The 19061-nt window shown below is 73.3% G+C and carries 19 protein-coding genes; 9 read left to right on the top strand and 10 right to left on the bottom strand.

Annotated elements, in window-relative coordinates; all coding sequences use genetic code 11:
* Window positions 1-145 precede the first annotated feature (145 nt).
* Genes AC2RP6_RS22870 through AC2RP6_RS22860 form a run of 3 tightly spaced genes read left to right on the top strand, consistent with a single transcriptional unit; the run spans window position 146 to window position 3069 of the window.
* Window positions 146-877, top strand: coding sequence for a hypothetical protein (locus AC2RP6_RS22870; protein WP_486447877.1), 732 nt, complete (start codon window positions 146-148; stop codon window positions 875-877).
* 47 nt (window positions 878-924) lie between these two features.
* Window positions 925-1239 carry a hypothetical protein gene (locus tag AC2RP6_RS22865; RefSeq protein WP_486447876.1) on the top strand — a complete coding sequence of 105 codons (315 nt, stop codon included), beginning with the start codon at window positions 925-927 and terminating at the stop codon, window positions 1237-1239.
* Between the two features lie 54 nt (window positions 1240-1293).
* On the top strand, window positions 1294-3069 hold the full coding sequence (locus AC2RP6_RS22860; protein ID WP_486447875.1) for a hypothetical protein: 1776 nt from the start codon (window positions 1294-1296) through the stop codon (window positions 3067-3069).
* Between the two features lie 55 nt (window positions 3070-3124).
* On the opposite strand, the gene AC2RP6_RS22855 is transcribed toward AC2RP6_RS22860, so the two are convergent.
* From AC2RP6_RS22855 to AC2RP6_RS22835, 5 genes are all read right to left on the bottom strand, one after another.
* Window positions 3125-4588, bottom strand: coding sequence for an aldehyde dehydrogenase family protein (locus tag AC2RP6_RS22855; protein WP_486447874.1), 1464 nt, complete (start codon window positions 4586-4588; stop codon window positions 3125-3127).
* Window positions 4585-6324 carry an N-acyl-D-amino-acid deacylase family protein gene (locus AC2RP6_RS22850; protein ID WP_486447873.1) on the bottom strand — a complete coding sequence of 580 codons (1740 nt, stop codon included), beginning with the start codon at window positions 6322-6324 and terminating at the stop codon, window positions 4585-4587. The genes AC2RP6_RS22855 and AC2RP6_RS22850 overlap by 4 nt, the downstream gene beginning before the upstream one ends.
* A gap of 202 nt (window positions 6325-6526) precedes the next feature.
* Entirely contained in the window at window positions 6527-7648 is a 1122-nt protein-coding gene (locus tag AC2RP6_RS22845; protein ID WP_486450413.1) for an LLM class flavin-dependent oxidoreductase, read from the bottom strand.
* A gap of 107 nt (window positions 7649-7755) precedes the next feature.
* Window positions 7756-8541, bottom strand: a complete 786-nt coding sequence (locus AC2RP6_RS22840) for an SDR family NAD(P)-dependent oxidoreductase (RefSeq protein WP_486447872.1) — start codon at window positions 8539-8541, stop codon at window positions 7756-7758.
* 17 nt (window positions 8542-8558) lie between these two features.
* The gene (locus tag AC2RP6_RS22835; protein ID WP_486447871.1) at window positions 8559-9506 is read right to left on the bottom strand and encodes an LLM class F420-dependent oxidoreductase; all 948 of its coding nucleotides are present in this window, start codon (window positions 9504-9506) and stop codon (window positions 8559-8561) included.
* 53 nt (window positions 9507-9559) lie between these two features.
* On the opposite strand from AC2RP6_RS22835, the gene AC2RP6_RS22830 reads away from it, so the two are divergent.
* A complete protein-coding gene (locus tag AC2RP6_RS22830) occupies window positions 9560-10309 on the top strand; it encodes a transmembrane-type terpene cyclase (protein ID WP_486447870.1) in 750 nt (249 codons plus the stop codon).
* Here AC2RP6_RS22830 and AC2RP6_RS22825 read toward each other — a convergent pair.
* The 3 genes from AC2RP6_RS22825 to AC2RP6_RS22815 are packed head-to-tail and all read right to left on the bottom strand — an operon-like array spanning window position 10281 to window position 13044.
* Window positions 10281-11087 (bottom strand): L,D-transpeptidase family protein, encoded by an 807-nt coding sequence (locus AC2RP6_RS22825; RefSeq protein WP_486447869.1) that lies wholly within the window; start codon window positions 11085-11087, stop codon window positions 10281-10283. The genes AC2RP6_RS22830 and AC2RP6_RS22825 overlap by 29 nt on opposite strands.
* Before the next feature lie 26 nt (window positions 11088-11113).
* Complete coding sequence (locus AC2RP6_RS22820; RefSeq protein ID WP_486447868.1) at window positions 11114-12385, bottom strand: sensor histidine kinase; 1272 nt, start codon at window positions 12383-12385, stop codon at window positions 11114-11116.
* Window positions 12382-13044: a response regulator transcription factor gene (locus AC2RP6_RS22815; protein ID WP_486447867.1), complete on the bottom strand. Its 663-nt coding sequence runs from the start codon at window positions 13042-13044 to the stop codon at window positions 12382-12384. Before AC2RP6_RS22815 ends, AC2RP6_RS22820 begins: the two co-directional genes overlap by 4 nt.
* A 90-nt stretch (window positions 13045-13134) precedes the next feature.
* On the opposite strand from AC2RP6_RS22815, the gene AC2RP6_RS22810 reads away from it, so the two are divergent.
* The 5 genes from AC2RP6_RS22810 to AC2RP6_RS22790 all read left to right on the top strand — a co-directional run bounded on the left by AC2RP6_RS22810 (window position 13135) and on the right by AC2RP6_RS22790 (window position 17371).
* Window positions 13135-13635, top strand: a complete 501-nt coding sequence (locus tag AC2RP6_RS22810) for a hypothetical protein (protein WP_486447866.1) — start codon at window positions 13135-13137, stop codon at window positions 13633-13635.
* Window positions 13632-14765, top strand: coding sequence for a peptidoglycan-binding protein (locus AC2RP6_RS22805; protein ID WP_486447865.1), 1134 nt, complete (start codon window positions 13632-13634; stop codon window positions 14763-14765). The genes AC2RP6_RS22810 and AC2RP6_RS22805 overlap by 4 nt, the downstream gene beginning before the upstream one ends.
* The gene (locus AC2RP6_RS22800) at window positions 14762-15484 is read left to right on the top strand and encodes an ABC transporter ATP-binding protein (RefSeq protein WP_486447864.1); all 723 of its coding nucleotides are present in this window, start codon (window positions 14762-14764) and stop codon (window positions 15482-15484) included. Before AC2RP6_RS22805 ends, AC2RP6_RS22800 begins: the two co-directional genes overlap by 4 nt.
* A 245-nt stretch (window positions 15485-15729) precedes the next feature.
* The gene (locus AC2RP6_RS22795; RefSeq protein ID WP_486447863.1) at window positions 15730-16845 is read left to right on the top strand and encodes an ABC transporter permease; all 1116 of its coding nucleotides are present in this window, start codon (window positions 15730-15732) and stop codon (window positions 16843-16845) included.
* Window positions 16846-16927: 82 nt separating this feature from the next.
* Entirely contained in the window at window positions 16928-17371 is a 444-nt protein-coding gene (locus tag AC2RP6_RS22790) for an NUDIX hydrolase (RefSeq protein ID WP_486447862.1), read from the top strand.
* Here AC2RP6_RS22790 and AC2RP6_RS22785 read toward each other — a convergent pair.
* Window positions 17325-17891 (bottom strand): DUF3291 domain-containing protein, encoded by a 567-nt coding sequence (locus tag AC2RP6_RS22785; RefSeq protein WP_486447861.1) that lies wholly within the window; start codon window positions 17889-17891, stop codon window positions 17325-17327. The two genes, AC2RP6_RS22790 and AC2RP6_RS22785, sit on opposite strands and share 47 nt — an antisense overlap.
* A 327-nt stretch (window positions 17892-18218) precedes the next feature.
* The gene (locus AC2RP6_RS22780) at window positions 18219-19061 is read right to left on the bottom strand and encodes a trypsin-like serine peptidase (protein WP_486447860.1); all 843 of its coding nucleotides are present in this window, start codon (window positions 19059-19061) and stop codon (window positions 18219-18221) included.

Below are 19061 nucleotides of genomic sequence, written 5' to 3'. Positions count from 1 at the left end.
GCGCGACCAAGAGGCTTTCAGCATGCGGAAACCGCAGGCATGTCCGATTTGCACTTTTCCAAACTTTCCGTCGTGACTTTGCGGTGACCACTGGTAACGGGGTAATGCACCACGGCCCGGCGGCGCGATCCGCGAGACTGTCCCCATGCCCACGGCCGATGAACTCCTCAGCGCGGACACCGTCACCACCCTGGCCCGCATCCTCGCCCGCGCCGGCGGCCGCCGGACCGCGCCCGCCCTGACCGCCCGCGCCGCCGCCCTCGACGGGCTGACGTACAGCGGCCGGGTCGCGGCCGTCCGCGACGCCGTCCTCGCCGACCTCCCCGAGGACTGGCCCGCCTTCGAGGCCGTCGTCCGCTCCGCACTCGCCGAACCCGGCTTCGAGGGGTGGATGACCTTCCCCGTCAACGAGGCCGTCGCCGTCCGCGGGCTGGAGGTCTTCGAGCCCGGGCTGGAGCTGCTGCACGACCTCACGCCCCGGCTGACCGCCGAATCCGCGGTCCGGCCCTTCCTGCGGGCCGACGCCGACCGCGCCCTGGCCGTCGTACGGAAGTGGACGGACGACCCGGACCCGCACGTACGGCGCCTCGCCAGCGAGGGCACCCGGCCCCGGCTGCCGTGGGCCCCGCAGCTCCCCGCCTTCGTCGCCGACCCGCGCCCCGCCCTGCCCGTGCTGGACGCCCTCCACCGCGACGCGTCCGAGTACGTCCGCCGCTCCGTCTCCAACCACCTCAACGACATCAGCCGCGACCACCCCGGCCTCGCCGTCGAGACCGCGGCCCGCTGGCTGGCCGAACCCGAACCGGCCGACACCACCGACCGCGTCGTCCGGCACGGCCTGCGCACCCTGGTCAAGGCCGGCCGCCCGAGGCGCTGACCCTCCTCGGCCACGCCCCGGACGTCCCCGTCACCGTGCACGGACCGGTGGTCACCACCCCGCGCGTGGCCGTCGGCGAATACCTCGTCTTCGACTACGCCGTCACCAACACCGGCGAGCTGCCGGCCGAGCTGGTGATCGACTACGTCGTGCACCACACGAAGGCGAACGGCACCCGCACCCCGAAGGTCTTCAAGCTCGTCACCCGCCCGCTGGCGCCCGGCGAAACCCTCACCGGCACCCGGCGGCACTCCTTCAAACCGATCACCACCCGCCGCTACCACTCCGGCGAGCACCTGGTGCAGCTCCAGGTCAACGGCCGCGTCCGCGGCGAGGCCGTTTTCTCGCTGGACGCCGGATGATCACGCCTGGCACCCTCGTGGCATGACCTACGGAATCGAGTCCCACCCCGCCCGGTGAGCGCCCGCGAAGAGCGCCCGGCGCTCACCTCCCGGACGACCTCCCTCCACGACTACGCCCTCTTCCGCCACGGCACAGAGCCGACCGGCCGCGTCCCCCGCAGGGGCTTTCCGCTGCCGGATGGGTCGCCGGAGCCCAGCCGCGCGGACCTGACGTGGCAACAGGCACAGACCGAAGTCGCCGACACCCTCACGCCCCTGTTCCGCGACCCCGACCCGGTACGGGCCGCTGCGGCGGTCCACCGGGCAGCCGCCGAACTGGCCATGCCCCATCGCACCCTGCGCGCCCACACCGCACGACTCGCCCTCACCGACGAGGACACCGCCCGGCGGACCGCCCGGCAGCTGGTCCGCACCGGTACCGACATCGCGGCCGTCGGCGTCGGCATGGCCCTGCTGATCCGCCTGGGCGAAGCCGAGGACGTGCCCTCCCTCCAGGCCCTCGGCATGCTGCACGGTCTCGCGGACGCCGCGAGCGCCGCCCTCGACCCGCTCGACCGGCAGGCAGCCGCCCTGCTGTACATCCGCTGCCGAGACCGGTCCGGGGAGCTGACCCCGCTGACCGACGCGGTCGCCTCCGGCGACGCGGAGGCCGTCCGGTCCGCGCTGGTCTCCCTGCCGGACGAGCCTCGGGCCATGTGGCTCGGCCGGCGCATCGCCGAGGCCGCCGACCTGCGCGGGCTGCTCCGGGCCCGGCCGCAGGACGCCGAGCTGCTCGCACTGACCGGCCGGCTGCTGCACCGGATGGCCGACCAGCCGGACGTCCTCGACTACCTGCCCGCCCGGGCCGTGTACGAGGCCCTGGTCCGGCACGCGGACCGGCTGCCCCCGACCCAGGAGAACCGGACGCTGCTGCTGTCGATCGCCCTCGACCTGCACAGCGGACCGGCCGTACTGCTGAACTGGCGGCCCGGGCGGCGCCGTGCCCTGCTCGACGCGCTGGACGGGCTGCTGCCCGCGGCCGCGCCGGGGCCCGTACCCGGTGACCGGCGGGCGGACTGGTTCCGACGCAACCGGCACCTCCCCTTCACCCGCGCCGAGGACCGTGACCGCCCGCGGTGGGAGGTCGTCGTCGTCCACGGGTCCGCGGACTCCTCCGCCGTCGAGACCCGGATCCTGGTCGACGGGATCCCGCTCGTGCCCGCGGCGTTCGGCAAGGGCAGGGGCAACCCGCCCGAGTACCTGCTCGACAGCGGCCGGCTGCGCGCCGGGCCGGAGCCGCGCGAGGTGCAGCTCGCCGAGGCGTACTGCACCGAGGGCTGCTGCGGAGCGCTGTACGTGACGGTCCGCCGGGACGGTGACGAGGTGGTGTGGGACGGCTGGCGCGGAGCGGTCGGCCCGCCACCGCCCCCGTACCGCTTCGACGCGGAGGCCTACGACGCCGAACTCGCACGTGCGGAACGGGACCACTCCTGGTGCTGGCCGGCCCGCAGCACCGCCCGCCTGATCGCGGCGGGCCTGCGGGCACGTCCCGGGCTGACGGCCCGGTGGGAGCTCTCGCAGCACTGGATCGGCACCGACTGGCGGGACCCGGACACCGCGGTGGTCCATCTCAGGTACGAACCGTCCGCGCCGCCTCCGGGCACCGGCGGGTCGCTCTACTTCCAATGGCAGCTGCCCGACGACGACGGTCCGCCCCGGGACCGGGCGGCCGCCGCCTTGCGACGGCTGGAGACGGACGACCCGAAGGTCTTCGCCGCCTTCGGCGGCGGCGACACCGAACTGGCCGAGGCCCTCGGCTACCGCACCGCCCCACCCGCCCCGCGGACATGACCTGGTCCGGCCGGGGGGCCGACCGCCCCCGGCCGGACCGGAGCCGCGGTCCCGACTAGGTCGTCCAGACGATCGACTGGATCTCGCTGTACGCGTGCAGGGCGTACGAGCCGACGTCGCGGCCCACCCCACTGCGTTTGAAGCCGCCGAACGGGGCCTCCATGTTGCGGCCGATGGTGTTCACGCCGACGCCGCCCGCGCGCAGTCGCCGTGCCACGCGGAAGGCGCGCGCCGCGTCGCCGGACCACACGTACGACAGCAGCCCGAAGTCGCTGTCGTTGGCGAGCCGGACCGCCTCGTCCTCGTCGCCGTCGAAGGGCACCACCACGACGACCGGGCCGAAGATCTCCTCGCGGACGACCCGCATGTCGTTCGTGCAGTCCACGAGCAGGGTCGGCGCCACGTAGAAGCCGCGGCCGGCGCCCACCACCGGGCGCTCACCGCCGTACGCGACCCGCGCCCCCTCCTTCCGGCCCAGCTCGACGTACGACTCCACGCGGTCGCGGTGCGCCGCCGAGATGACCGGGCCGACGACCGTGCCGGGCGCCGCCGGGTCGCCGACCTTCATGAAGGCCAGGTAGCCGGTGAGCTTCTCGACGAGCTGCCCGTAGACCGAGCGGTGGACGATCACGCGGGTGGGGGCGGTGCAGATCTGGCCGGAGTAGAACGAGAAGGTGGTGCCGATCCCCGTGACCGCCGCGTCCAGGTCGGCGTCCTCGAAAACGATCGCGGCGCCCTTGCCGCCGAGTTCCATCAGCTGCCGCTTCATCGTGCGGCCGCAGACCTCCGCGATGCGCTGCCCGACGCCCGTGGAGCCGGTGAAGGACACCATGTCCACGTACGGGGAGTCCACGGCGGCCTCGCCGACCTCCACCGCCTGCCCGCCGACCACGTTGACGACGCCCGCCGGGACCCCGGCCTCGTGCAGTGCCTGCGCCATCCTGAACACGGACAGGGGGTCCTGCGGCGCCGGTTTGACGACCACCGTGTTGCCCATGGCCAGGGCGGGGGCGACCTTCCCGGCCGGGTTCGCCCACGGGTTGTTGTAGGAGGTGATGCAGGTGACCACGCCGACCGGCTGGCGGACCTCCAGCGCGCCCAGGATGCCCGCCCGCCCCATCGGTCCGGCTTCCGTGACCTGCGGCGGCAGCCCCCTTTCCACCGGCTCCAGGGCGCCCCTGGCGTAGCGGCGGAAGCGGGCGACGCCCACCCCGACCTGCATGCCGCGCGCGATCCCGGCCGGCGCGCCCGTCTCGGCCTGCGCGAGCGCCGTCCACGGGCCGAACTCGCGCTGCATGACGTCCGCGGCTCGGTCGAGGATCTCCGCCCGGGCCTGCGGGGTGGTGCGCGACCAGCTCGCGAAGGCGTCGGCCGCCGCCCGGGCCGCGTCGGCGACCTGTTCGCGGGAGGCTTCGGGGGCGAGTCCGACGACCGACTCGTCGGCCGGGTTGACCACCTCGTAGTGCCCGCCGGCGGGCTCGACCCACTCGCCGCCGATGTAGAGGGGTTGTGTGTTCAACGGGTGCTCACCGTCCTGGTGTCCCGGCCCGAGCGCAGCACGGTGCCGGGGACGGCTCCCGTGATCTCGTCGTCGCGGACGGTCTCGACGCCGTTGACCCGGACCGAGACGATGCCGATGGCGCGGGCGTCCAGGCGGGGGCTGTCGCCGGGCAGGTCGTGGACCAGGGTGGCCGGTCCGGCCTCGATGCGCTCGGGGTCGAAGAGCACCAGGTCGGCGTGGTAGCCCTCGGCGAGCCGGCCGCGCCCGCGCAGCCCGAACAGCCGGGCCGGGTCGTCGGTGAGCATCCGTACGGCCTCTTCCAGCGGGACCAGTTTGCGGCCGCGCAGGCAGTCGCCGAGGAAGCGGGTCGTGTACGGGGCCCCGCACATCCGGTCCAGGTGGGCGCCGGCGTCGGAGCCGCCGAGCATGACGTCCTCGTGCTGCCAGGTCTCGGCGCGCAGGGCCCAGCTCGCCGGGTCGTTGTCGGTGGGCATCGGCCAGAGCACGGTGCGCAGTTCGTCGTTGGCGCAGATCTCCACCAGGGCCTGGAAGGGGTCCTGGCCGCGTTCGGCGGCGATGTCGTTCACGACCCGTCCGGAGAGCCCTTCGTTCTCCTTGCTGTAGGTGTCGCCGATGACGTAGCGGCCGAAGTCGGCCAGGCGGCGGAAGACTCCGGCCTCCTTGCTGTCGGCGCGGCGCAGCATCTCGGCGCGTACTTCGGGGTTGCGGAGCGTGGCGATCCGTTCGGGGACGGGCAGGGCGAGGACCTCTCCCCAGCCGGGGATGAGGTTCAGCGCGCAGAACGTGCCGAGCGACATGTTCATGGGGGTGAGGATGGGCATGGTCAGCGCCACGATGCGGCCGCCGGCCCTGCGGGCGCGTTCGCTGGGGATCAGCTGGCGCGGGACGCGTTCGGGGACGGCGGCGTCGATGGTGAGGACGTTCCAGTTCAGGGGCCGTCCGGCGGCGGCGCTCATGTCGACGAAGAGGTCGATCTCCTCGTCGGAGAACTGGTCGAGGCAGCCGGCGACGATCGCTTCGAGTTGGGTGCCCTCGTGTTCGCCGACGGCGCGGGAGAGCGCGAGCAGTTCGTCGGGCCGGGCGTGCCGGGAGGCGACGGGGGCGCCGGCGCCGTCGGAATGGGTGGAGGACTGGGTGGTGGACAGGCCCCAGGCTCCGGCGTCCATGGCGTCGTGGAAGAGGTCGAGCATCTGCTGCATCTGCTCGGGGGTGGGCTGTCCGCCGACGGCGTCCTCGCCCATCACGTGGCGGCGCAGGGCGCAGTGGCCGACCATGAAGCCGGCGTTGACGGCGATGCGCCCCTCAAGGGCGTCGAGGTACTCGCCGAAGGTGGACCAGGTCCAGTCGACGCCCTCCTCCAGGGCCTTCAGGGCCATGCCCTCGACCTTGCTCATCATGCGGCGCGTGTAGTCGGCGTCCTGGGGGCGGTCCGGGTTCAGCGGGGCGAGGGTGAAGCCGCAGTTGCCGCCGGCGATGGTGGTGACGCCGTGGTTCATGGAGGGCGTGGCGTACGGGTCCCAGAAGAGCTGGGCGTCGTAGTGGGTGTGCGGGTCGACGAAGCCGGGGGTGAGGACGAGGCCGGTGGCGTCCTCGCTGGTGCGGGCCCCTTCGGTGACGGTGCCGGGTTCGCCGATGACGGCGATGCGGCCGTCGCGTATGCCGAGGTCCGCGACGCGGGCGGGGGCGCCGGTGCCGTCCACGACGGTCGCGCCCTTGATCAGGTGGTCGAGCATGACGTCCCTTCACACTTTCAGCCCCGCCGGCGTTCGAGGCGCGGGGTCCGGGGCGGAGCCCGCGCCTCGAACGCCGGCGAGGCTGGATCTGTGCCCCGGCCGGAGGCCGCCGGGCGACCGCGGCCTCGGCATGCCTCCGGCCGGGGCCGGTGCGGGACGGCGGTCCGGGAAGACGCCGTCCCCGTGGGTGCCCCCGCGGGGGTCAGGCGGACTGGCGGAAGCGCGTGGTGCGGTGCACCGGGTCCGTGTCGATCTGCGGGATCACGTGCTCGCCGATCAGCTTGATCGTGGTCATCGTGTCCTCGTACGAGACGCCGGTCGGCAGCCCGAAGGAGAGCTGGTCCGCGCCGGCCTGCTCCCACCGCTTGCACTGGGCCCGCACCTCCGACGGGTCGCCGCAGATGAGGAGTTCCTCGGCGATCAGCAGCTCGATGATCTCCGCGTTGTACTCCGGCAGGGTCTCGGGCCATTCGGGGATCGCCTCGGGCCGCGGGAAGGTGTCGTGGTAGCGGAAGACCAGTGACTGGAAGCGGTTCATGTTGGCGTTGACGGCGATCTCGACGGCCTTGTCGTGGGTCTCGGCGCAGATCGCGGTGGAGGTCACCATCACGTTGTCGTTGACGAAGGCGCCGATGGCCCTCGCCTCCCTGATGGCCGTCTTGTACTGGTCCAGGACCCACTCCATGTCGGAGACCTTCTGCACGCTGAAGCCCAGCACGCCGAGGCCCTTCCGGGCCGCCATCGCGTACGAGGACGGGGATCCGGCGGCGTACCACATGGCGGGGTGGGCCTTGCCGTACGGCTTGGGGAAGACCTTGCGCGGCGGCAGCGACCAGTGCTTGCCCTGGAACCCCTCGTACTCCTCCTGGAGGAACATCTTGGGGAATTCCGCGATGGTCTCCTCCCAGATCTCCTTGGTGCCGTTCATGTCCTCGATGCCCGGGAGGAAGCCGAGGATCTCGTGGCTGCCGGCGCCGCGGCCGGTGCCGAACTCGAAGCGGCCCTGGGAGAGGTGGTCGAGCATGGCGACCTTCTCGGCCACCTTCACGGGGTGGTTCACCGGGGCGAGCGGGTTGAAGATGCCGGAGCCGAGGTGGATGCGTTCGGTGGCGTGGGCGAGGTAGCCGAGGAACACCTCGTTCGCCGACAGGTGCGAGTACTCCTCCAGGAAGTGGTGCTCGGAGGCCCAGGCGTACTTGAAGCCGGACTTGTCGGCCTGGATGACGTATTCGGTCTCCTCGACGAGCGCCTTGTGCTCTGCCTCGGGGTCGACCTTGGACCGCGCCTCAGGCACGTATCCCTGCACGAAGAGCCCGAATTCCAAGGGGTTCACCGTCCTTTGGTTTCTGACGTTGCGTCAGATTCGATGTCTCGACTGTTCCACCGCGAGGCCCGGAGCGTCAATACCTGACGACCCATCAGCAAGCCTCGCTACAGGATGCTGACGCCCGCCATCCAGCCGCCGTCGATCACGAACGGCTGGCCCGTGATGTACGAGGAGTCGTCGCCGGTCAGGAAGAGCGCCAGCTTGGCGATCTCCTCCGGCTGCCCGACCCGGCCCATCGGGACCACCCGCCGGTACAGCTCCGCCATCGCGTCCCGGGCCTCGTCGGTCATGTTCGCGGGGTCCAGCAGGCCGGGGTTGGCCATCGGGGTGTCCACCGCGCCCGGGCACATCGCGTTGACCCGGATCCCCTTGGCCGCCAGTTCCAGCGCGGCCACCCGGGTCAGGCCCAGGATCGCCGCCTTGGTCGCGGCATAGGTGCCGACGTACGCCATGCCCGTGAGCCCCGTGTAGGAGGAGGTGTTGACGATGGTGCCGCCGCCGGCCGCCTCGATCTCCGGGGCGACCGTCCTGATGCCGAGGAAGGCACCCACCTGGTTGACCCGGACCACCTGCTCGAACTCCTCCAGCGGGGTGGAGGTCAGCTCGTTGAAGCGCAGGATGCCCGCGTTGTTGACCAGGCCGTCGATCCGGCCGAAGCTCTCCTTCGCGGCGGCCGTCGCGGCCACCCAGTCCTCCTCGCGGCTCACGTCCATGCGGACGTACCGCGCGCGGTCCTCGCCGATGTCCTTGGCGACCGCCGCGCCCTGCTCGTCCAGTACGTCACCGAGGAGCACCTTGGCCCCCTCGGCGGCGAAGAGGCGGGCCTCCTGCTCGCCCTGGCCGCGCGCCGCACCGGTGATGACGACGACGCGCCCGTCCAGCTTTCCCATGCCCGTGCTCCCTGCCGCTAGTCGTTGAGGTGCGGGGCCACCTCGGCCCCGAAGGCGGTGATCTGGTCGACGAGTTCGGCGCGGTCGCGACTGCGGAAGCGGACCTGGATCTGGTCCACGCCGAGCGCCGCGTACTCCCGCAGGGACTCGGCGAGCGCCTCCGCCTTGCCGGTGAGGGTGCGGCGGCCGGTGTCCCAGCCGGGCTCGCCGACGTAGAGCGCCTCGGTGATCGCGCCGACCTCGAAGGGGGTCTCCACGCCGGCCTCGGCGCGCAGCTCGCGGATGCGGGCGATCTGCGCCGGGAGCTTCTCGCGCGGGTCGCCCTGGGGGAGCCAGCCGTCCCCGCGGAGGGCGGCCCGCCGCACGGCGGCGGGGGAGGAACCGCCCACCCAGACGGGGATCCGCTGCTGGGCGGGCCGGGGCAGCTGCCCGAGGTCCTTGAAGGAGAACAGTTCGCCCTCGAACTCCGGGTACTCCTCGGGCCCGAGCGCCGCCCGCAGCGCGTCCAGGGTCTCGTCGAGGACGGGTCCGCGGCGCGCGAAGTCCACGCCGAGGACCTCGAACTCCTCCTGGACGTGCCCGGCGCCGACGCCGAGGATCAGCCGGCCGCCGGAGAGGTGGTCGAGGGTGGCGTACTGCTTGGCGCTGATCAGCGGATGGCGCAGGCCGAGGATCGCCACGTGGCTCATGAGCCGTACGTTCTCGGTGATCCCGGCGAGGAAGGACAGGGTGGCGACCGGGTCGTACCAGACGGTGCTCATGGGCCCCGCGAGCCGCCGCGGGATCGCCACGTGGTCGCAGGTGGCGACGTACCCGAAGCCGGACCGGTCGGCGGCCCGCGCGATCGCGGCGAGGTCGGCGGCGGTGGCCGACGCCTCCCAGGGTTCGGCGTAGATGGTGCTCTGCGACTGGACCGGGAGCTGCATCCCGTGGACCAGCCGACCTTCCGGAAACACGCGCGCCATGGCGGCCCGCCTCGCCTTCGTCTGCCGATGCGTCATGTCGGTGCCGGGCCATCGTGGTACCTGACGCTCCGTCAGACAAGAGCCGCGTCACGACGGCCGGGGCATGCGGCGTGGTGCGCCCCGGGCCTGGCCCCATCGGCACGACGCCCCCTAAGGTCTCGGCCGTGGATCTGACGCTCACGCTCATCAGCGGAATCGCCTGGACGGTCGTGTACGTGGAGGCCGTCCGCGTCGGGCTGCGCGACCGGACGTACGCCATGCCGGTCGCCGCGCTCTCGCTGAACTTCGCCTGGGAGGCGATCTACGCGGTCCACGGGGTCACGGAGGGCCTCTCCGCCCAGGGCGTGGTCAACATCGTCTGGGCGGCGGCCGACATCGTGATCGTGTACACCTACCTGCGCTTCGGGCGCGCCGAGCTGCCCGGGTTCGTCACCCGGCCGCTCTTCACCACCTGGTCGCTGATGGTGTTCGGCACCGGGTTCGCCGTGCAGGCGATGTTCCTCGCCCACTTCGGCGTGCACGACGCGACCCGGTACGCGGCGTTCCTGCAGAACCTCCTGATGTCCGGCCTGTTCATCGCCCTGTACGCCTCCAGACGGGGACCGCACGGGCAGTCCCTGACCATCGGCGTGGCCAAATGGCTCGGGACCCTGGCCCCGACCGTGCTGTTCGGCGTCCTGCAGGACGCCCCGTTCATCCTCGGCCTCGGCGTCCTGTGCAGCGTCTTCGACCTGGCCTACATCGGACTGCTGCTGCGCGGCCCGCGCGCCCCCGTCAGAAGCCTTCCGGCCCCATCACGATGACCGGCTTCGCCGCCGGGTCCAGGGTCTGCAGGACCTTGCGCATGGCGTCCTTGGGGATGCCCACGCAGCCCTGGGAGGGGCCGTCGTGGTCCACGTGGAGCCAGATGTTGCCGCCCTTGTCCTCGCCGTCCGGCATGACCGGGTCCAGCGGGGACCGGCCCGGGCGGCGGTTGAAGTCGATGGCGACGACGTAGTCGAAGGACCCCGCCAGGGACTCCCCGTTCACCCCGCGCCCCGTGGCGACGAAGCCCCCGTCCTCGTCGTACGGCAGCCGCGTGCCCGGCGGCGCCGACAGCAGACCGCCCGCGTCGGTGAGCGCGAACACCCCCTGCGGCGAGGTCAGGTCGCCGTACGTGCGCTCCGTGGACCAGCCCCGGGCGCCGTTGCGCGCCGGCCAGCTGTCGGTCTTGACCCAGTCGGCCCCGGCCGCGGGACGGGTGTAGAAGGCGGCGGTGGACTCCGAGGAGTCGACGGCCCTGCCGGTGACGAGGATCAGCTGGCGCGACTCGGCCGGGATCCTCGCCAGGGTCTGCTCGCTGATCCCGGACAGGCCCTGCAGGGGCGAGCGCGGGACGTCGCGCGCCGCCCGTTCCACGGGCTGCGGCCGGGAGTCCGCGCGGGCTTGCGCCGCGCCCGCGGCCGAGTCGGGGTCCTGGGCGACGTACGCCCAGCCGGCCGTGAAGGTCAGCAGGCCGAGGGTGGCGGCCAGGGCCGCGCGACGGGCCGTACGCCGGGACGTACGGGCGGGACGGGAGCGTGCTCGGGCGTGCTTGCTCATTCAACCGACCGTACCTCAACACACCATCAGAGATGGTTTGTCCGCGTTGTGCGCGAGGGTCGCGCCACGCCGGGCACGGGGAACCGGACGCGCACCGTCAGACCGCCGTCCGGCCCCGGATTCGCCTCCGCCGTCAGCTCCGCCTCGTGCGCCCGGGCGATCGACGCGGCGATCGACAGGCCCAACCCGGCCCCCTCACCTGCGGTGTGCTGCCGTTCGGTGCGTCTGCGGAAGGGCTCCAGGAGGCCCGGGACGTCCGCCGGGTCGATCACGGGACCGGTGTTGGACACCGCCACTTCGCCGTCCGCGGAGGTGCACAGCTCGATCCGGCCACCGGGGCGGTTGTGCCGCACCGCGTTCACCAGCAGGTTGCCCAGGAGGTGGCCCAGCAGCACCCGGTCACCCGTCACCGTCAGCGGCGCGAGGGTCCGTACGACCGTCAGGCCCTCCTGCGGGCAGGCCGCCGACTCGGCGGCGGCGAGCGCCGCCACGTCCACCGGACCGGTCGCCTCCAGCCCCTGCTCGGACACCGCGAGGAGCAGCAGCGACTCGATCAGGTGCTCGCTGGAATCGGCGACCCCGATCAGCCTGGCGCGGATCCGGGCCACCTTCTCCGGCGACGGGTCCCCGGCCAGCCCGATCTCGGCCGCCGCCCGCTGCACGGCCAGCGGGGTGCGCAGCTCGTGCGCCGCGTTCGCCGCGAACCGCCGCTGCGCGGAGACCAGCTGCTCCATCCGCCCCAGCATCGCGTCGAAGGTGTCGGCCAGCTCCTTGAGCTCGCCGGGCGGGGCGTCGAGGGAGATCCGTTCGTGGAGGTTCTCCCCCGACAGCCGGCGCGCCGTCCCGGTGATCACGCCGACCGGCCGCAGCACCCGGCCGGCCATCCACCAGGCGAGCCAGATCGACAGCACGGCGAAGACGGCCAGGGCGAGCAGCGAGTACATCAGCAGCCGGTGCCGGGTCGCCTCGGTGACGGCGTCCGAGAGGTTCTGGGTGTAGGCGTACGTCTTCAGCTCCTCGGCGGTGGGCGCCTCGCCCGGTGGCCGCCGCTGCGCCGGCTCGCACAGGCGACCCGGTTGCAGCAGCGGGCCGGGCGTGGCGCCGGGCGAGGGGAGGACGTAGGCCGGGCTGACGGTGCGGACGGCGCCGCTGACGCTCGCGTACAGGCCCTGCCCGACCATGACGTAGACCAGCGCGACCAGACCGCCGCCGGCCAGGAGCAGCAGCGAGCCGTACAGGGCGGTGAGGCGGCCGCGCTCGGTGCGCGGCACCCGCGGGGACCACCGGAACGGCTTCACCGGACCGCGATCCGGTAGCCCGCGCCCGGCACGGTCTCGATCAGTGGCGGCTCGCCCAGCTTGGCGCGCAGCTTGCTGAGGGTGACGCGGACGGCGTTGGTGGAGTAGCTGGTGTCCTGCTCCCACACCTGCTCGATCAGGTCGTCGTTGCCGACCACGGCTCCCTCCGCGCGCAGCAGCGCCTCCAGTACGGCGAACTCCTTGCGGGACAGCGCCAGCCGATGCCCGTCCCGCGTCGCGCTGCGCCGGGCGGTGTCGACGGCGACGCCCGCCCGCTCCAGTACGGGGGGCAGCGCGGGGCGGGCGCGCCGGCCCAGCGCCAGGACCCGGGCGAGGAGCTCGTCGTAGGCGAAGGGCTTGGTGAGGTAGTCGTCGGCGCCGAGACCGAGGCCCTCGACGCGGTCGCGTACGGTCCCCGACGCGGTCAGCATCAGGACGCGGGTCAGCAGCCGCTCGCGCACGACCTGGCGGCAGACCTCGTCGCCGTGCAGGCCGGGCAGGTCCCGGTCCAGCACCATGACGTCGTACTCGCCCAGGCGCAGCCGGCGCAGCGCTTCCGGGCCGTCGCCCGCCTCGTCGACGGCGAGCGCGTCGCGGCGCAGGCCCTCGGCGATCATCTCCCGGAGGAATTCCTCGTCCTCCACCACCAGTACGCGCATGCCGTCCTCTTTACCGGAGGTCGGTGTTTCGCCGTTGTAAGCAGGGTGCGAGAGGGAAACGAAAGGCCCTTTCACCGCAGGCTCGGGCCCATGAAGCGATCCCTGATCATGTCCACGGCCGCGGTCGTCACCGGGCTGACCCTGTTCGCGACCGGCTGCGCGAACGACTCCTCGGAGGGCGAGGACTCCTCCGCGAGCGGTGGCGGTGGCGGCGCCGGTTCCGCCGGCGGGGCCGGGGCGGACGCCGACCGCGCCGTGAAGATGCGCCAGTGCCTGCGCGAGCACGGCGTGGACGTGCCCGACCCCGAGCCGGGCCAGGACCCGCGCGGGATGACCCTGGGCGGCGGCGCCGACCCGCAGAAGATGCAGGAGGCGATGAAGGCGTGCGGGATGCAGGGCCACGGCTCCGGCAAGGAGCCCTCGCAGGAGGAGAAGGACAAGGAGCTCAAGTGGATCCAGTGCATGCGCGACAACGGCGTGGCCCTCAAGGACCCTGAGTACAACGGCGGGGCCCGGAGCGCCGTGGAGATACCCAAGGGTCAGGAGAAGGCCTTCGAGGAGGCCCAGAAGAAGTGCGAAGCGGCCCGATGAGGACGCGCGCCAAGTGGCTGCTGGGCTCGCTGGCCGCCGTACTGGCCGTCTCGGGCGGCGGCTACGTCGTCACGGCCCAGCCGCAACGCGACGACGCCGGGCAGGGGCAGCAGCGGCGCACGGGCGGGTTGCCGCCCGCCACCGCGCCGGTGCAGCGCGGCGACCTCAGCTCGGGCCTGCAGGCCGAGGGGACGCTCGGTTACGCGCAGGAGCGCAAGCTCAACGCCGGCGGCGCGGGCGTCCTGACGTGGGTGGCGGGCGAGGGCTCGGCGGTCGAGCGGGACGGGAAGCTGTACGAGGTCAACGGCCGCCCGGTGCGGCTCCTGTACGGGTCGACGCCGATGTACCGGCCGCTGAAGGCCGGTGACAAGGGCGACGACGTCAAACAGCTCAAGCGGAACCTCCTCGCCCTCGGGTACGGCACCGGGATCGACCCGGAGGACCCGGTCTTCACGGCGGGGACGACGACGGCCGTCAAACGGTGGCAGAGGGCGCACAAGGCGGCGCAGACGGGTGAGGTCGGCAAGGAGGACGTCGCCTTCGCCTCGGGTCCGCAGCGGGTGCGCGCGAAGGACGCGGCGGTCGGCGACGAGGCGGCGCCCGGCAGGCCGGTGCTGACGGTGACGGGCACCGAGCGCATCGTCCGCTTCCGGATGGACGCGGCGAAGGCGGCGGCGGCGAAGGCCGGCGAGCCGGTCACCGTGCGGCTGCCGGGAGGCGGCAGCGCCACCGGGAAGATCGAGTCGGTGGGAGCGCCCGCGCCGGACGGCGGCTCCGGCTCCGGTTCTGGTTCCGGCGGCCCGGGTGCGGGCGGCGGGGGCGGGGCGGGCGGCGGCGACAAGAAGGCCGAGGTCGAGGTGGTCGTCACGTTCGACGAGCCGGCCGAGGTCGACGCCCCGGACCGGTCCCCGGTGACCGTCGGTCTGACCGGCGAGACCCGCAGGGGCGTGCTCTCCGTACCCGTCAACGCCCTGCTGGCTCTCGCGGGCGGCGGCTTCGGCGTCCAGGTCGTGGAGGACGGCCGGGCCCGTGAGGTCCGTGTGGACCTGGGCATGTTCGGCAACGGCCGGGTCGAGGTGACCGGCGACGCCCTCAAGGAGGGCATGCAGGTGGGGATCCCCAGGCTGTGACGGCCACGACGCGTCCCGAACCGGTCGTGGAACTGACCGGGGTCACCAAGGAGTACCCGGGCGGGGTCACCGCTCTGCGCGGGGTCGACCTCAGCATCGGCGGCGGTGAACTCCTCGCCATCGTCGGCCCGTCGGGCTCGGGCAAGTCCACCCTGCTGCACGTCGTCGGCACCCTGGACCGCCCGACGGCGGGGGGCGTACGGATCGCCGGCCACGACATCGCGGCCCTGTCGGACCGTTCCCTGTCGGCCCTGCGGTCCCGGCACGTCGGCTTCGTCTTCCAGTCCTTCCACCTGGTGCCCGGCATCAGTGCCCGCGCGAACGTCGCCGAAGGGCTGCTGTACTGCGGCCTCTCGCGGGCGGAGCGCGGCCGCCGGGCGGCGGAGGCGCTGGAGCGGGTCGGCCTCGGCGACCGGATGGAGCACCGGCCGCACGAGCTGTCCGGCGGCCAGAAGCAGCGCGTGGCGATCGCCCGGGCCGTGGCGGGCGCGCCCGACCTGCTGCTGGCCGACGAACCGACGGGCGCGCTGGACACGGCCTCCGGGGAGTCCGTGATGGAGCTGCTGCACGAACTGAACCGGGACGGAGCCACCATCGCCGTGATCACCCACGACAACGAGATCGCGGCGAGCCTGCCGCGGCAGGTGCGCATCCGGGACGGGGAGGTCGTCGCGGACCTGCGCACCGGCCCGGCCGCCCCGATCGGAGCGGCGCGATGAACCGCCGCACGGAAGCACCCGGTACGGGAGCACGCGGTACAGGAGCATCCGATACGGGATCACCCGATACGGCAGCACCCGATACGGGGTCACGCCGTACAGGACCACGCCGTACGAGGCCACGCGGTGCGGGGTCACGCGGCACGGGGTCACGCGCCGGGAAGCCGGCCGCTCGGCTGCGTCCGCCGCGGCTGTCCCCGCGGGACGTCCTGCACGTCGGCTCGGCGGGCCTGCGCGCCCGCCCGATGCGGGTCTTCCTGTCCGCGCTCGGCATCGCCATCGGCATCGCGACGATGATCGCGGTGGTCGGCATCTCCTCCTCCAGCCAGGCCAAGCTGCTGCGCGAGCTCGACCGGCTCGGCACCAACATGCTGGTGGCGACGCCCGGCCAGGGCGTGTTCAGCGGCCAGGACACCACGCTCCCCGAGGAGGCGCCCGGCATGATCTCCCGTATCCCGGGGGTCGAGTCGGTCGGCACCACCGGGGACGTCGCGCAGTCCGTACGCCGCTCCGAGAACATCCCGAAGGCGGAGACGGGCGGGATCGCGCTCAAGGCCGCCAAGGACGACCTGCTGGGGACGCTGCGCGCCTCGATGGCGAGCGGCACCTGGCTCAACGCGGCCACCGGCCGCTACCCGTCGGTGGTGCTCGGCGACGTCTCCGCGCGGCGGCTCGGCATCACCGGACCGGGGCAGCAGGTCTTCATCGGCGGCCGGTACTTCACCGTGATCGGCATCCTCGGGCCGGTCCCACTGGCCCCGGAGATCGAACGCTCCGCCCTGATCGGCTGGGACGCGGCAGAGCGGCTGCTGGGCTTCGACGGCCACCCGACGGCCGTGTACGAGCGGTCCGCGGACGACCGGGTCGCGGCCGTCCGCGAGCTGATCGCCCGCACGGCCAACCCGCAGACCCCGAGCGCGGTCTCGGTCACCGACCCGTCGGCGGCCCTTCAGGCGAAGGCCGCCACCGAGGGCGCCTTCAGCACCCTGCTGCTGGGTCTGGGCGGGATCGCACTGCTGGTGGGCGGGGTCGGCGTGGCCAACACGATGATCATCTCGGTGCTCGAACGGCGGCACGAGATCGGCCTGCGCCGCTCGCTGGGCGGCACGAAGGGGCAGATCCGGATCCAGTTCGTGACGGAGTCCCTGCTCCTGTCCGGACTCGGTGGCCTGGCGGGCATCGTCCTGGGCGGCGCGGCCACGGCGGTCTACGCCCGCGCCGGTGACCTGCCGTGGGTGGTCCCGCCGTGGGCGGTCGGCGGCGGCTTCGCCGCCACCCTGGTGATCGGCACGCTGGCCGGCCTCTACCCGGCGGTGCGCGCGGCCCGCCTCTCGCCGACGCTGGCCCTGGCGACGGCGTAGCGGGCCGTCCGACCGGTGACCGGCTCCGGGGGCGCGGGGACGAGCCCGCCCCCGGAGCCGATCACCGACGTACCCTGAACCGATGAGGCGAACTCCACGTCACGCGGCGCGCGTTGTCATCCTGTCCCCCGAAGGATCGGTGTTCCTCTTCCGCGAGAACAACGTGGAGGTGGGCATCCACTGGCTGCCGCCAGGCGGCGGCATCGACCCCGGCGAGAGCCCCGAGGACTGCGTGCGGCGCGAACTGCGCGAAGAGACGGGCTGGACCGACCTGCACCCGGAACGGCTCCTGTGCACCTGGGAGCACGACTTCACCCACCAGGGCGTACCGGTGCGCCAGCACGAGCACATCTACGTCACCACGGGCCCCCGCCGCGAACCGGTCCTGGAGTCCCCCGGCATCCACTGGCAGTGGCTCTCGGCCCAACGCCTGGCCGCCCTCGACGAACCGGTCTGGCCACCCCGCCTCTCGGACCTCCTCACCCACCCCCGCCAAGCCCCGGTCCACCTGGGCCTCCTCCCCTGACCCCGACCGGAGCGCCCTCGGGGATGAACGGGTGGTGGAGGGTGAAGGCGTGGGGTGCGGGGGCCTGGGCGTGGAGGTGTTCCAGCCGGCAGACGCCGTCCTGCCAGGTGGGTATCGCGTCGTCGGAGACCCACCAGGCGACGTGGCTCGGGTGGGCGGACCTCTCGAACCAGTCGTGGCGCCTGTTCAGCGCCGCGCGGTGCTGCCCGGCGTAGACGGCGTCGAAGGCGGCGCGCGGGGCGGTCCAGAGCGAGAGGGTCGTGGCCAGGGCGGTGGTGTCCGCCGTCCGGCCCTTGCCGTACCAGGCCGGTACGGCGAAGCCGCCCCACGGGCCCCAGTCCGCGTCGAAGAGCACGCCCCGGCCGGTGTCCGCCGCTTCGGCGTGCGCGAGGTACCCGGGCTGCCGGGCGAGCTCCCGGTACACGGCTTCGCCGTGCTCGTAGAACTCCCGCGTGAGGGGCCCGGGGTCGGCGAGGGGCGACTTCAGGACGCCGAAGGTGTACAGCGCGAGGCGGGGCATACGTCTCCCTGGTCGGGGGGCCTGATCCGGATCGGCCCGGCCCGCAGCAACTCCGGTGCGACGGCGGCCGATCGACGCGAAGGTAGCCGCCTCCGCGAGCCCTGTCGAAGTTGCGTTTCCGCGTCCCGCATGGCCCTCGCCGCCCCGCGGCGCCACAGGTCGCCTGGGCCCTGTCGTCAACGTTGCACCTGGCCCGCGGCGCCCGGCACCGCACCTCGCCGCGTTGTCGGGGCGCCCACGTACGTCCAGTACTCGGGCGCCCCTCCGCCTTGCGATGCACGGCACCGGACACCGCGGGCCTGACCGGCGCCACCTTGACGACAGGACCTAGCGGGACGTCGTGGCCTTCGCGTAGAGGGAGGACGCGTATTCGCCGAGGATCGTGCTGGTCGAGACGTCGTCGGTGTCGCCGCCCGTGAGGATGCCGACGATCTTGCCGTCGCGGGCGATCCACGCGCTGCCGCTGGTGCCGCCCGGGAAGTCCGCGCAGTCGAAGCGCTGCTGGGTCGCGCTCTCACGGACCGCGGTCGCCGTGCAGGTGCGGGGGATCTTGCGGTCGGCGGGGTAACCGGTGACGGTGACCTCCTCGCCGGCCCGCCCGGAGGTGTCCAGCACCGCCGCGCCGGTCACGTCCTCGATCCTGCGGCCCTCGGCGTCGGGGGCGAGCGTGGCGAAGGCCAGGTCGTAGTCGTCGTCCGTGCCCTCCGCCCAGCGGTCGTCCTCGAAGACCTTCTCGATCTTCCACGTGCCGTACGGGGCGGTGTCGTTGGCGTAGGCCGGTGCGAAGACGGCGGTGCCGTCGCCCTGGTCCCCGGCGAGCAGGCAGTGCCCGGCGGTGACGATGAGGTTGCGGCCGGGGCTGTGCACCACGGTGGCCGTGCAGAAGTGGTCGCTGTCCAGGCCGTTGGTGAACAGCGCCCCGGTGAAGGCGGCGGGCCCCCCGGGCGGGGGCGTCACGGCCGGCGGCAGGGTGGTCGCGGGCGGGGAGGACAGCTGCGGCTTCGGCGCGTGCGTGCGCGAGGGCGCCGTGGCCAGGAGGGAGGGCTGCGCGGCCTTCGCCCGCGCGGGCGCCGCCGCCTCGGGGGGCGGCGCGAGCTCCGCCACCAGCGCGGACGCCCCCAGCGCTGCCATCGCGCACAGCACTGCCGTCACGACGTTCCGCTTGTCCAC

Source organism: Streptomyces sp. WAC03905, assembly GCF_057371075.1.
This window is presented reverse-complemented; position numbering and strand designations above follow the sequence as displayed.